Raw genomic sequence first — 14,105 nt, 5'->3', positions numbered from 1 at the left:
CCCGACTTTACAAAAGTTACGGGGTTCAGCAACATGCACTTACCTGGCTAATTAAATCCTTGGGAGGATTAAGTGTTGAAAGTCGGACTGACCGCGGGCGTGCTGCTCGCTTCCTTGAGCGTTGCGGCCATGGCCCAGGAGAAGAAGGTGGTGGTCTACACCGCCCATAAGGCCTCCATTGTGGATGCCCTCGTGCCGAAATTCGAGAAAGATACCGGCATCAAGGTCGATGTGGTGAAGGCCGGTTCCGGCGACATCATCAAGCGCGTGAAGGCCGAATCCGCCTCCGCGAAGGCCGACGTGATCTGGAGCATCGGCGGTGAGCAGCTCGAGGACAGCAAGGACCTGCTGGCGACCTACACGCCGAAGGAAGATGCAGCCCTTCTGCCGAACTACAAGGTCAGCCCCGAGTGGATTCCCTATACCGGCATCCTGCTGGTCATGGCCGTCAACAAGAACGAGTTGAAGCCGGCCGATTATCCCAAGACCTGGGCCGAACTCGGCGATGCCAAGTGGAAGGGCAAGGTCTCGTCCGCCCGTGCCGATACCTCCGGCTCCAGCTTCCAGCAGCTCGCGACGGTTCTCATCGGCCATGGCGACAAGGGCTGGGACGTTTACAACAAGATTCTCGCCAACATGAACCTGTCGGATTCGTCGGGCGCCGTTCCGCGCTACGTCAATGACGGCGAGGCGCTCGTGGGCCTGACCCTTGAGGACAACGCCCTCGACTACGTGAAGGGCGGCGGCAACGTTGCCATCGTGTATCCGGAAGACGGCTCCTCCACGGTTGCCGACGGCGTCGCTCTCGTGAAGGGCGCGCCGAATGCCGAGAACGGCAAGGTCTTCATCGACTGGCTGCTCTCGAAGCCCGTTCAGGAGCAGCTCGTCTCCGAGATCGGCCGCCGTTCGGTCCGCAAGGACGTCACCGGCGCGGGCCTCAAGCCGATGAGCGAGATCAAGCTCGTCGAGTACGACATCAAGAAAGTGGCGCAGAACCGCAACGACTGGGTTGCCAAGTGGAAGACGGCTCTGCAGAACCGCTGAGCCGTCACCATTTGAGATTGTCTGCCTGCCATGCTGATCGAAGCGTTTTCTGAGGGAAAGGATCCGTCCGCACCTCATCGTAATGAGGACCAGATCGTGATCCTGCCGGGCCGCGCATACGCGGTCATCGACGGGGTCACGGATCGCCACGGGTCCCGCTACGACGGAATGCTCTCCGGTCAGTATGCATCCTTGATCGTCAAGCGCGCGCTCGAACACATGTTGAGCGCGCCTGAAATCCCCTCGGACGGTTTTTCGATCGTCCGAGGGCTGACAAATGCCATCGCCGACGCCTATCGCTCGCATGGCATGATCGAGAGAGCGCGCTCCGACAGCAATGTGCGCTTTTCAGCCGCGCTCGCCCTAGTGCTCGTTCAACCTGAAACCCTGGATGTGATCCTCGTCGGGGACAGCGGCGTGCGCATCAACGGCGAAAAGACCATCCGGGTCGAGAAGGATCTCGACCTGATCACTGCCATCCTGCGCCGCCAGGCCTGGCCCGTGATCGGGCGCAAGACGTCCGATCCGGAAAAGCAGGAGCAGCTCTCCCGACGCGTCACCTGGCACGGCACGCGCCAGCCTCTCGATGCCGTGGCCGACACTCTCAACGCCGACGACATGGCCCTCATCGAGAGCCTCGCCATCGACGCCAATCTCGAGGCGCTGCCCCATGTGGCGAGGGCCGATATCGAGAACCTCGTGCGCGGCGGCATCGTGAATTCACAGGGCGGCTACCAGAACAATGCCTCGTTGCAACTCGGCTATCCGTGCCTCGATGGGTTCGAGGTGCCGGAGCACATGATCATGATCGAGCGTCTCCCGCGCTCCGAGGTCCAGACGGTCGAGATCTATTCGGACGGCTACTTCAAGCCCGGTGATGGGTTCGGCGTCGCTGCCTGGGAAAAAGCCTTCACCGAAGCCGAGCGAGAGGATCCCGCGAAGGTCCTTCTCTATCCTTCCCCGAAGGGCTCGACCGCCTCCCTCTGGGCGGATGACAGAACTTATCTCGCCGTGCGGTTTTGAAGGCTGAGAGCTTTTCGGGCCACATGCTGCCGTAAAGCGTGCGTCGTCTACAGGAATATCTTGCTCATCCGTCAGAGCCCACTTTGATAAAGCGGATAAAGTGCAAGGTGTTGGGGGCAATCGCTATAGAATTGCCCCATGAAGTGTGGCGAAGTTTGGATTCGACCGTCCTAGATTTCGCCCTAATTGGACGCAAAGTCTTGCCGGAAAGGTAAGTTCCATTTTTTAGTTGGTAAGTAAGGGCGGTCGTGGCTCAATCGGGATGGTCGGGAACCAGGAAATACTCATCTCTGGTGATCCTTGCAGGACTTCTGTCCGGTGGATTGTCGATCCCGCCTGCCAACGCCTTCGATTTCTTCGGCCTCTTCGGCTCCAGCGATGAAACTCCGCCGCCTCCGAATGCGAACACACTGCCTTATTCCCTCGACTTCACGGTTGTCGGGAACGACAAGAACCTCGTTCAAACCCTCAAAGACGCTTCGACGCTTCAAAGCCTGAAGGGCGATCCCCCGCCGGATGCGGACGCTCTCGTGCGCCGGGCCGAGGCGGACCTGCCCCGCATGACAGACGCATTGTGGGGAGCGGGCTATTACAATGCCCGTGTCGCGGTTGCGGTCGCGGGCGTGTCCCTCTCGCTTCAGGCGCCGCGTTCGGAGACTGCGATCCGCACCGCCGCAGGGTATCGCGCGCGCGCCCTCGTGCCTGTTCAAATCGTTGTCGATCCCGGGCCGCAATTCGCTCTCCAGAACGTCACCGTGCTGGATGCGAGAACCGGCCGCCTATTCCCGCCGGCGGAGCTGCCACCGCGTATCGTCAAGATCAAGCCCGGAGATCCGGCGCGTGCGACCGACGTCGTGGCGGCCCAGGCCCGCATCGTCGATTATTTCAGAGCTCAATCGCGGCCCTTCGCTAAAGTCACCGCTCAAAATCCGGTCGTCGTCCATCCGGCACGGATCATGGACATCAGCCTGACGGTCGATCCGGGGCCGCAGGCCGGCATCGGCGCAATCGCCGTGCGGGGTGCGGAGAACGTGGACCCGGCGGTGGTGCGCTCCTTCATCTATACGGAGCCCGGCGATCCCTACTCGCCGGCGGCGCTCGCGTCGATGCGCAAATCGATCCTGAGCATCGAGGCGCTGTCATCCGTGCGCATCCGCGAAGGGGACGCGCTGGATGCCCATGGCAATCTGCCTCTCTTCGTTGACATCACCGAGCGCCAGCCACGCGTCATCGGGGCGTCCGTGCAGTACTCGACGACCGACGGGCCGGCGGTGCGGGCCTATTGGGCGCACCGGAACCTGTTCGGGGGCGCCGAGAGGCTGAGGCTTGAGGGAAGCCTGTTCTATCTCACGGAGAGCGGTGGGCTTCCGGATGAGGACGACGAAAAGGACTTTAACTGGGACGATGTTGGAGGCCGCTTCCGCGCGAGCTTCCTGAAACCCGCTCTCTGGGGAACCCGCAACGATCTCCTCGTTGATGCTTTGGCGGAGCGTGATCGCACGGAGAGCTATACGAGCCGCCTCGTGAACGGAGCGGCTGCCATCCGCCACCGCTTCAGCGACAAATTCTCAATGCAAGGCGGCATCGAATACGAGAAGGGACAGGCTTCCGACATTCTCGGACAGATCGACTACACCCTCGTCGGCCTGCCCCTGTCCGTTACCTACGATTCCACGGATAACGTGCTCGATCCCACACGCGGCGTGAAGCTGCTGGCATCCGTGACGCCTTATCCCGAGTTCCTCGGCTCCACTGTTCCCATGACCATCGCGAAGGGAACGGCATCGACCTATTGGGCCCTCGACGAGGAGGCGCGCTACGTGCTTGCAGGCCGCCTCGGCCTCGGCTCCATCGTCGGCTCTGATCTCGATGAAATCCCGGCCAACCGGCGCTTCTATGCGGGCGGCGGCGGTTCGGTGCGCGGCTTTGGCTATCGCACCTTGAGCCCGAAATTCCTCGACGAACCCATCGGCGGGCGCAGCCTGCTCGAAGCGTCGGTCGAAGCGCGCATCAAAATCACGGACACCATCGGCATCGTGCCCTTCGTGGATGCGGGCACGGCCTTCGAGTCGAGCTATCCGGATTTCGACGACACGATCCGCGTCTCGGCCGGATTGGGGCTGCGCTACTACACGGCGATTGGCCCGATCCGCCTGGATATTGCCCAACCTATCCGCCGCGAACCGGGTGATGATCGGTCTTTTGCGGTCTATGTCGGCATCGGGCAGGCATTCTGATGATGAAGCTGCGCCGCCAGATCGCCGCCTTCGCCGTCGCCGTGACCCTCGCGCTCGGCGTTCTCTGGCTCGTTTTCAGTTCGCCGAGCCTGGCTCAGACCGATCAGAGCGTACTGGCGAGCCTGATCTCGCGCCTTCTGTCGACGCCGACCACTCAGGTGAGCATCGGCGGTATCGACGGAGCCCTGTCCTCGAATGCAGTGATCCGTGACATCCGCATTTCGGACCGCAACGGCGTCTGGCTGTCGGTGGACCGCGCACGCCTTGTCTGGACGCGCACGGCGCTGCTGCGCGGACGCCTCGAAGTCAACGAGCTTCAGATCGACCGTGTGGAGCTTCCGCGCAAGCCCGCAACCACGGAAGAGGAACAGGTTGCCGTCTCCGACGAGCCGGTCCTTCCTGAATTGCCGGTCAAGGTGATCGTGGAAAAGTTTGCCCTGCAGGAACTGGCTCTTGGAGAGCCTATCCTCGGCACGGCTGCGAGGCTCTCTGCGCAAGGCTCGGCTAATCTTGGCGATCCGTCGGAAGGGCTCAAGCTCGATTTTTCGGCACAGCGCCTCGACGCACCCGGACGCCTTTCGATCAATCTCGACTATGTGCCGCAGACGAACCGTCTGGCGCTCGATCTGACCCATCAGGAACCGGCAGGCGGCATTGCCGCCCATCTGCTCAATCTGCCCGGTCTTCCGCCTGTCGATCTCAAACTGGCAGGTCAGGGGCCTTTGAACAGTTTTACCGCGCGGCTCGATTTCGCCGCCGGACCGACCATCGGCGCCGCAGGCACGACCATCGTCAGCCGGTCCGGCGCCGCTTACAATGTTCACGCCAATCTTGCCGCGCGCATCGAGGGATTGCTGCCCGGGCCGGTTGCGCCGGTCTTCCCCGGCACGACGCAGCTCGTGGGCAATATCGCCATTGGGGATGACGGCAGCCTGCGGCTTCAGCCGGTTCGCATCACCTCGAATGTGGCGAGCTTCGATATGGCGGGCACCGTCAGTTCGAGCCAGGCCCTCGACCTGACCATGCAGGCTCGTGCCTTGCCAACCGACGGCTTCCTGACCCGCGCGGGTGACGCGGAGATCCGCCGCCTCGATTTCGACGGCAGGGTGCAGGGCACCATGACGGCGCCGCGCATCAACGGTTCGCTCGATGCCGCGGGCGTGCGCTTGCCACAAGGCGCTTTGGACGCTTTGACTGCGCGCATCGCCATGAACCCAGTGAGCGATGTGGCGATCCCCGACCGCTTCTCCTTCTTGGTCGATGCGCAGGCGAGCGGCATTCGGCCCGCCGACAGGGCACTCGCCCGTGCCTTGGGCGAGACGCTGTCGCTGAGAGCCAACGGCACCCTCGACCGCGATGGCATTGCCAGTGTCGAGACCGCGCGCATCGAAACTTCCACCGCTCAAGCCGGCTTCTCAGGTCGGGTCGGCTCGACGGTGCTGGACGGCAATCTCGATGCCAGTATTCCGGCCTTGTCGGTATTCTCCGGCGTTGCGGGCCGAACGCTGAATGGCTCGGCCGCGCTCAAGGCGCAACTCTCAGGAAATCCACACCGGGCTGATATCGCAGCGACGGTCGATGCCAATCTGCGCGACCTCTCGACGGGAATGCCCGCACTCGATGGTCTTCTAGGACGCTCCGTCACTGCAAACGGCATCCTGCGCCGTGTTCCGGACGGGTTCGCTTTTGAAAACTTCCGCGTCGATGGCGCGCATCTCAACGCACGTGCCAATGGCCGCGCCACACAGACCACAGCCGATCTGGGACTCGACATTGATGTCGACGAACTCAGGCATGTCGATGCGCGCATCGGCGCAGGCCGAGCGAATGCGACGGCGCGCCTGACCGGTTCCCTCGAGAAACCGGATGTCACGGCGAATGCGAGCCTGTCGGATGTACGCGCCCTCAACCGGTCGATCCCGCGCGTGGTGCTCAGCCTGACCGCTAAAGATGTGACGGGCGCACTCGAGGCCACCCTCGGGCTTGACGGACAGGTGGGGGCTAAGCCTGCGACCGGCACCGTGCATTTGTCGCGTCCCACGGAGGGTGGTTGGCTCGTGGATCGGCTCGACGCGGATATAGGCTCCGTCTCGCTGAATGGCGATCTTCGTATCGGCGCCGATCAACTGGTGCAGGGGCGGATCGCGTTGTCCGCAAGCGATCTCGACGATCTCACGCCGCTGCTGTTGACGAAGCTCGATGGCTCGCTCGATGCCGATATTGCGCTTAGCGCCGCGAACGGCCGCCAGGATGCCTCGATCACGGCAAATGGCTCCCGTGTTGCCGCTGCCGCCGTGACAGTGAGGGACTTCGATGTGCGCCTTGCCGTTTCCGATCTCTATTCACGTCCCGTGATCGACGGCGCGATCCAGGCGGATGCGCTCAGTGCCGCCGGTCAAACCTTCAGGAGCATCCGCCTGACAGCAGTCGGCACACCCGAAGCATCCCGCATCACCGCCTCCGCGACGGGACAGGGTTTCGATCTCGATGCGCAGGCGCGCGTCGTGCCCGGCGATGCAACGCGCATCGAGCTGACGAGCTTCACGGCGCAGCGCGGCAACCGGCGCCTCGCCCTTGCTCAGCCTGCCACCATCACACTCGGGAGCGGCACCGCCACCATCGGCGGTCTCGTCATCGCCGCCGATCAGGGACGCGTGAGCGTGTCCGGCACCGTAGGCGACAGGATGGACCTGTCGCTCGACATCCGAAGTCTGCCACTTCAGGCCGCCGATATCGCCGTTCCCAATCTCGGACTGGCCGGCACCGTGAACGGAAGCGCCGCGATAAGGGGAGCGGCGACCGATCTGAACGGCACCTACGACCTGAGAGTGACCGGACTTGCAACGCCCGAAACCCGGCAGGCCGGATTGCCGCCGCTCACCGTCACAGCGCAAGGCCGCTTCGCGGATCGACGGGCGACAATCGACGCGGATGTTGCTGCTGGACGTTTCGGAACATTGCAGGTTTCAGGCAGCGTTCCGCTCGATCTGACAGAGGAGCTCGCTCTTCGCATATCGGGACGCACCGATCTCGGCGTGGCGAACACGTTCCTCTCGGCACGAGGGCAGCGCCTGACAGGCAGCGCGGCGCTCGACCTGTCGGTCGGGGGCACCGTGAATGTGCCGCGCATTCAGGGGCGGATTGCGCTTGCCGGTGGCAGCTTCGTGGATTCCCTGCAGGGAATCCAGCTGAACGACATCAATGGACAATTCGCGGCGCGCGGACAGATCGTTGTCATCGAGAGTTTGAACGCCCGCACGCCCAATGGCGGATCGCTCGCGGCGAGAGGGCAGGTCACAATCGATCCTGCGGCAGGCATGCCCGCCGATATCCGCATCACAGGCAGCCGCGCCCAGCTCGTTTCCAATCCGACCGTGGATGCAAGCGCTGACATGGATCTTGCGATCGCGGGCCCTCTCATGAGCAGGCCGCGTGTCACGGGGCGTGTCGCGATCGTCACGATGAACGTTTCCGTGCCCGATCGTCTGCCGGCCACCTTAAGGCCTTTGCCGGGCACCAGGCACATCCAGCCGACGCCTGCGGCCGCGGCGCGTCTTGCCTTGGCGCGCAGGCAGCAGGTCGCCAACTCGCGCGGACGTCCGTTCAGCGCCGATCTCGATCTTGTCATCACGGCGCAGAACCGCATCTTCGTGCGCGGACGGGGGATCAATGCGGAACTCGGTGGCGACCTGCGTCTTCAGGGTACGCTGCAGGACCCTGTTGCCATCGGCGCTTTCGAGCTTCGTCGCGGCCGCCTCGATCTCATCGGCCGCCGCATCGACTTCGTGCGCGGGCGTCTGGACTTTACGGGCGATCTCACGCCGTCGCTCGATTTCCTGGCCGAGACGCAGGCTGGCGATGTGACGGCTCAGATCTCCGTGACAGGACCCGCCTCGCAACCCACATTCGCCTTCAGCTCCAGTCCCGACCTGCCTCAGGACGAGGTGCTCTCGCGTATTCTGTTTCAGCGTCCTGCCGGTGGCCTCTCGGCAGGTCAGGCACTGCAACTCGCGCAGACCGTGGCGCAGCTTTCCGGTGGCTCCAGAGGCGATGCCTTCGAGAGCCTGCGCCGCTCGCTCGGCGTCGACAGCCTCGACATCACCGTCGGCGCCTCCGGCGATCCCGCGGTCGGTGTATCGCGCTATATCAGCGATAACGTCCGCGTCGGCGTCAGGGCAGGGGCGCGGCCGGAAGAAAGCGGCGTGACGGTCGATGTGGATCTGACCCGCCGCCTCAAGGCGCAGGGCGCCGTTGACGCGGAAGGCGGAACCTCTGTCGGATTGGGCTTCGAACTGGAGTACTAGCTAGGAGTTGTAGCTCTTGGCCAAGTCGACGCGCCGAGACATGAAACGAGGGCGGGAACCAGGAAATGAATCATCCGTTTCCCGATTCATGAAGCCGCGCCGCGAGATCCTGAACCGGCCTGTCGTGCTCCTGGTGGAGGACGAGCTTCTCGTGCGCCTGACGCAGGTCGAAATCCTGCGCGAGGCTGAGTTCTGGGTCGTCGAGGCACAGGATGCGGACGAGGCTTTCGACCTTCTCAAGAAACGCCCTGACATCAACGTCGTTCTCACGGATGTGAACATGCCGGGCTCGATTGACGGTTTCGAATTCGCCCGGCTCGTCCGCCAGGGATGGCCGGATGTCGGCGTGCTCGTGATTTCCGGCAAGGTGGCGCCAAAACCCGGTGATTTGCCCACAGGCACGCACTTCCTGCAAAAACCGATCCGGTCCGATGCGCTCATAGAGGCCCTCAAGCAGGCCATGGCTCCAAGAACGCTAGAGGCGTAAGGGCGGAGGACGGTCATGACCAAGCCACGGGTCGCCTTTGGCGGGCGTCATGTTCCCTTGCCGCGCTCCAGAATACGCAGGATTTGCCTCGGCATTGCTCTGATCCTGGGAGGGGTTGTCGGCTTTCTGCCGGTGCTCGGATTCTGGATGGTCCCCTTAGGTATCCTTATTCTGTCCTTCGACCTTCACATGGCACGCCGTTTGCGCCGCCGTACCATTGTCTGGTGGGAGCGGCGCAAACGGGCCAAACGGGGAAACCGTTAGGTCGGGAGGCGGCCTTCCGGGGTGTATTGGTCGACGGCCTGAGGCAACTCCCGGGAGAGGCGAGCCAAGATTTCCTCTCTTGAGAGGCCGGTTTGCTGGGTCAGCGTCGCCAGCACGTCAGGCCCGATCGCCTGTTCAAGTTGTGGCGGCTCGATCTCCTTGTTCGGACCCGTGCCGACCCAGGAATCGGCCACATCGCCTTGCCCATTTTGCCGGAAGCTGTCGAGAAGCTCGCCAAGGCCGCCATTCAGCAGGCCTCCGGCGCCCGCTGCGCCGCCAAGGCCTCCGAGCAAGCCGCCAAGGCCTCCAAGGCCGCCACCGGCCTGCTGGTCCGGCAATTGCCCAGGCGTGGCCGGTTGCTGCCCGCCTCGCAGCATGTCGGCGATCTTGTCACGATTCTGATACCCGGCGATGGCGAGAAGGCCCAGAAGGGCCGTCATGGACGGAAAACCACGGCTGCTCATATCATTGCTCCTATGCTCCTGATACTCGGACAGGAACAGCTTTGCAGACAAAGGGTTCCGAAGTGGCGCGACAGGAGTAGGGCGGTGATGAAGGGGCACCGCAGCGGAGATACGTTTAGCCTTTTGTCGCAGAAAAACGCGCGGTGGAAATGTTATCCGGAACTTTAAATGTGAACAGGCCGCCCCAAATACTCCGGCATGCCAGATAAGATCAAATCTCTGACCCAAAACATGTCTTCGCCGCTCTCGGGCGCTGCTCTGAGCGCGGCTGTCCGTCTCCACCTTGGAAAGCAGCTCCGCGCCCTTTACGGCGATCCCGCGGAAGACAAGCTGCCGCGCGATCTTGCCAAGCTCGCGGAGCGCGTCGCGCAGGTCATTCGCGCTCATACGGAGCCTGTTGACCAGGCATTCGTCGATGGCGTGATGGAGGCCCTGCCGAACCTACGAGCCTTTGCTCTTTCACTGACCGGAAAGCTCGATCAGGCCGAGGACCTGGTGCAGGATACCGTGCTCAAGGCCCTGACAAAGCAGGAAACATTTGAAGCCGGCACAAACCTTCAGGCGTGGCTCTTCACCATCCTTCGCAACGGTTTCTATTCAACCCACCGCAAAACCAGCCGTGAGGTCGAGGACGGAGATGGCGCGCATGCGGCGAGCATGATTGCTATTCCTGACCAGGAAGACAAGCTCGCCCTGCAGGATCTGACGACCGCGCTGCAGAAACTGCCGCAGGAGCAGCGCGAAGCCATCATCCTGATCGGTGCAGAGGGCATGTCTTACGAGGATGCGGCGGAAGCTCTCGGCGTGAAGGTCGGCACCATCAAGAGCCGCGTGAACCGCGCGCGCAACCGCTTGGCGGAGCTGATGGGTGTGGCCGGAGACCGGCTGCACAACAACAGCCACGCCGACGCCTGATCTCATCGCTTTATGTCATCAAGCGCCGCGTGACGGCATGGGGTGAAATTCTCCATGCCGTCACGCGGCGCATCCTTATCGCCTGCCTAAAATATCAGCGCCGATAACAACCTCGTTCCCGAACTTTTACCGAGGCTACATGGTTGAGCTGACAGCTGGGGTGCTCTCAAACGCTTCTCTGCCAAGGAGGGGAGCATGGAACACAGACCTCTGTCCGAACTCGGCCATGTCGCCGATCTGAAGCCCTCGCAAGTTCCTGTCCTGTCGAAACGTGAGCGGCTGGACCGCTGGGCCGAGTTGCTGGAGCGGGAGCCCGATCGCCTTCTTCGGACACTTGATGAAATCGAGTGGAAACCGAAAGCCGTGCGGCATGCCATGCGGGCCGACGATTCCGCTCTGACAGTCGCCTTCAATGATCCGGTCCTGCGGACTGCAGGCCTCGTCAGCGACAGGTTCGGAGACGCGGTGAACTTCTTCCAGATTTCCGAACACGACGCGCATATCGTCCTCTGCTCATGCCATGGCGGCGCATCCATGCGGTCGGAAGAGGCAGCGAGGCGCGTGCGCGGCATTCGCTCGCCGAGCCTCTGGTCGCTCTATTTCGGCTGGCTTCGATAAATGCCAGGCTCTGGCTTAATCCTTGTATGGATCAAACTCGCCGGGGCCTGCCATCGCAGGTAGCGGTTAAGCGGTAAATTTCACAGCCTGAGTTATTAAGCTAAGGCTTTGTGTAAATTTGCTTATCGACCGGAATTTAGGTCTAGGAAAAATCCAATTCTACCCCTTCTGGGTGATAAGAAACGAGCCCCCGCCATGCTCTAAAATGAACGGCTCGGCTTATTAAGAGGACAAGCATGGCAGCTACGATTTCAGTCGCCCGCACGGGCAATCAGAATATTGATGGCATTCTTTCCGGTTCACGCTGGGACAGCCCAAACCTCACATACAGTTTCCCTAAAAATGCATCTTATTACGACAGCAATTACAGTCTGTGGAATGAGCCTCAGTACAATTTCGGGGCCTTGAACAGCACCCAGTCTCAGGCTGCTCGCGAAGTCTTCGCGATGATCGCTTCAGTCTCCAACCTGACCTTCACGGGAATGACGGAGAGTTCTTCAAGCCACGCCACCATACGGCTTGCCGTTTCGGATCGTGCCTCGCCCGCCTGGTCCTATTATCCGGATCCAACGGAGACAGGTGGAGACATCTGGTTCGGGCGCACAAACGGATGGTTCGATGAGCCGGTGCCCGGAAGCTACGGCTATTACGGCTTCATCCATGAAATACTGCATTCCGTGGGCCTGAAGCACGGTAACGAAACAACTGTGTTCGGCGCCATGCCGGCATCCCGCGATTCCATGGAATTCTCGGCGATGACTTACCGGTCCTATGTGGGTGCTGACGGGCAATATGTGGAGAACGAGGCCTGGGGCTACGTGCAGACGCCGATGATGTACGACATCGCAGCGCTGCAGCAGATGTACGGCGCCGATTACACCACCAATAGCGGAAACACCGTTTATCGCTGGAACCCGGGGACCGGACAGCAATTCGTGAATGGTGTCGGACAGACGGCCCCAGGCGGGAACCGGATCTTCGGCACGGTTTGGGACGGCGGCGGTATCGACACCTACGATCTCTCGAACTACGCCACGAACCTCAATGTGGATCTGCGTCCAGGCGAGTGGTCTCGTTTCTCGACAAAGCAGATCGCGATGCTCGGCGAAGGACACTACGCGCGTGGCAACATCGCGAATGCGCTCACCTATCAGGGCGATCCCCGATCCCTGATCGAGAATGCCGTTGGCGGATCGGGCAGCGATGCCATCACCGGAAACATCATCGCGAATGATCTGCGTGGAGGAGGGGGCAATGATCGCCTCTATGGGCGCGAAGGCAACGATATGCTCACCGGTGGTGCGGGCAACGACGCTTTCTACTTCAATACGAAACCGAACCGGACTTCCAACTTCGATCAGATCACCGACTTCTCAGTCGCTAACGATACAATCTATCTCGATAGGTCAGTGTACACGACGCTGAAGACCGGACAGCTGTCATCCGCTGCTTTCTGGATCGGAAGTCGGGCGCACGATACCACCGATCGTATCATCTACGATTCCGCGAAGGGTGGGCTTCACTACGATGCGGACGGAAACGGCAATGCCGCATCCGTGCAGATCGCGCAGCTCACCAAGGGCCTCAAGCTGACGACAGCCGATTTCATGGTCGCCTGAGCCTGTTTCTGCATGGGGTGCTCATCCCGAATTGGAGGGTGAGTACCCCGCCGGAATAATTTCATCAGCCCCGCACAAGCCAAGCTAGCGATCATCCCTCCAGGGAGGTTCGACATGGCATTGACAGCGGCGGTCTTACCGAGCGGCGATCAGAATCTGGACGCTCTGTTGATGGGCGTCCGCTGGGATGCCGCGGGTATCGGTTTCAGTTTTCCGGAGAGCTCCGCATTCTACGGCAGCGATTACAGCGGCAACGAGCCGCGCAACGGGTTCGCTCCTCTCGATCAGGCGCAGAGCGCGGCAGCGCGTAAAGCCTTCGCGATGATTGCCTCCGTGACGAACCTCGGGTTCACGGAAATCAGAGAAGATATGGTCAATCAGCCGGAGGTCCGGCTGGCGAGCGCCAATATCTCAGGAGCCGCGTGGGCCTATTCACCGGGTCCATTCAGCATCAGCGGTGATGCCTGGTTCCGAGCGTCATGGGCTTCGTTTGCCGATATGCGGCCCGGAGGCTACGGCTTTTATGTCGTCATGCACGAGATTGGACATGCAGTCGGCTTGAAGCACGGGCACGAAACCGACGTGTTCGGTCCTATGACGACGGATCGGGACTCCATGGAGTTCTCGATCATGACCTATCGCTCCTACGTGGGAGCTGCGGGTCGCTACGTGGAAAACGAGTCCGCGGGATATGCGCAATCGCTGATGATGTACGACATCGCCGCGCTGCAGCACATGTATGGCGCGGATTACACGACCAATGCCGGCAACACCGTCTACCGCTGGAGCCCCACGACAGGACAGGCCTTTATCGATGGAGCCGGGCAGGGGACACCCATCGGCAACCGCATTCTCACGACCATCTGGGATGGCGGCGGCAACGATACCTACGACTTTTCGAACTATAAGGTGAGGCTCATCGTCGATCTGAGGCCGGGCGCCTGGACGAGCCTCGATCCGGCGCAGATTCCCCATCTGGGTTACGAACGCCCTGCCCGTGGAAACATCGCCAACAGCCTTCTCCATGACGAGGATCTTCGCTCCGTGATCGAGAACGCGACCGGCGGCGCGGGCAATGATACGCTGATCGGAAACATGGTGCGAAACGTCCTCAAGGGCGGGGCGGGCGG

The 14,105-nt window shown here is 61.8% G+C and carries 11 protein-coding genes; 10 read left to right on the top strand and 1 reads right to left on the bottom strand.

The window, feature by feature from the left end; all coding sequences use genetic code 11:
- The first annotated feature begins 72 nt into the window (after nt 1-72).
- The 6 genes from MHY87_RS18520 to MHY87_RS18495 all read left to right on the top strand — a co-directional run bounded on the left by MHY87_RS18520 (nt 73) and on the right by MHY87_RS18495 (nt 9,359).
- Nucleotides 73-1,044 carry an extracellular solute-binding protein gene (locus tag MHY87_RS18520; RefSeq protein WP_239354053.1) on the top strand — a complete coding sequence of 324 codons (972 nt, stop codon included), beginning with the start codon at nt 73-75 and terminating at the stop codon, nt 1,042-1,044.
- A 30-nt stretch (nt 1,045-1,074) separates the two neighbouring features.
- A complete protein-coding gene (locus MHY87_RS18515; RefSeq protein ID WP_239354052.1) occupies nt 1,075-2,067 on the top strand; it encodes a hypothetical protein in 993 nt (330 codons plus the stop codon).
- A gap of 293 nt (nt 2,068-2,360) precedes the next feature.
- Nucleotides 2,361-4,304 (top strand): autotransporter assembly complex family protein, encoded by a 1,944-nt coding sequence (locus MHY87_RS18510; protein WP_239354051.1) that lies wholly within the window; start codon nt 2,361-2,363, stop codon nt 4,302-4,304.
- Nucleotides 4,304-8,608: a translocation/assembly module TamB domain-containing protein gene (locus MHY87_RS18505; protein WP_239354050.1), complete on the top strand. Its 4,305-nt coding sequence runs from the start codon at nt 4,304-4,306 to the stop codon at nt 8,606-8,608. The genes MHY87_RS18510 and MHY87_RS18505 overlap by 1 nt, the downstream gene beginning before the upstream one ends.
- Before the next feature lie 88 nt (nt 8,609-8,696).
- Entirely contained in the window at nt 8,697-9,095 is a 399-nt protein-coding gene (locus tag MHY87_RS18500) for a response regulator (protein WP_239354049.1), read from the top strand.
- A 15-nt stretch (nt 9,096-9,110) separates the two neighbouring features.
- On the top strand, nt 9,111-9,359 hold the full coding sequence (locus tag MHY87_RS18495; RefSeq protein ID WP_239354048.1) for a PGPGW domain-containing protein: 249 nt from the start codon (nt 9,111-9,113) through the stop codon (nt 9,357-9,359).
- Here MHY87_RS18495 and MHY87_RS18490 read toward each other — a convergent pair.
- Nucleotides 9,356-9,823 carry a YidB family protein gene (locus MHY87_RS18490; RefSeq protein ID WP_239354047.1) on the bottom strand — a complete coding sequence of 156 codons (468 nt, stop codon included), beginning with the start codon at nt 9,821-9,823 and terminating at the stop codon, nt 9,356-9,358. The genes MHY87_RS18495 and MHY87_RS18490 overlap by 4 nt on opposite strands.
- Before the next feature lie 231 nt (nt 9,824-10,054).
- Here MHY87_RS18490 and MHY87_RS18485 point away from each other — a divergent pair, with 231 nt between their 5' ends.
- The 4 genes from MHY87_RS18485 to MHY87_RS18470 form a co-directional block, all read left to right on the top strand.
- Nucleotides 10,055-10,738: a sigma-70 family RNA polymerase sigma factor gene (locus MHY87_RS18485; RefSeq protein WP_239354046.1), complete on the top strand. Its 684-nt coding sequence runs from the start codon at nt 10,055-10,057 to the stop codon at nt 10,736-10,738.
- Between the two features lie 195 nt (nt 10,739-10,933).
- Nucleotides 10,934-11,356 (top strand): hypothetical protein, encoded by a 423-nt coding sequence (locus MHY87_RS18480; protein ID WP_239354045.1) that lies wholly within the window; start codon nt 10,934-10,936, stop codon nt 11,354-11,356.
- A gap of 236 nt (nt 11,357-11,592) precedes the next feature.
- Nucleotides 11,593-12,975, top strand: a complete 1,383-nt coding sequence (locus MHY87_RS18475; protein WP_239354044.1) for a M10 family metallopeptidase — start codon at nt 11,593-11,595, stop codon at nt 12,973-12,975.
- A 114-nt stretch (nt 12,976-13,089) separates the two neighbouring features.
- Nucleotides 13,090-14,105: M10 family metallopeptidase (locus MHY87_RS18470; RefSeq protein ID WP_239354043.1), on the top strand; the 1,016-nt coding region annotated here is incomplete at its 3' end.

Origin of the sequence: Microvirga sp. ACRRW, from assembly GCF_022346925.1 — a bacterium.
Lineage (GTDB): Bacteria > Pseudomonadota > Alphaproteobacteria > Rhizobiales > Beijerinckiaceae > Microvirga.
This window is presented reverse-complemented; position numbering and strand designations above follow the sequence as displayed.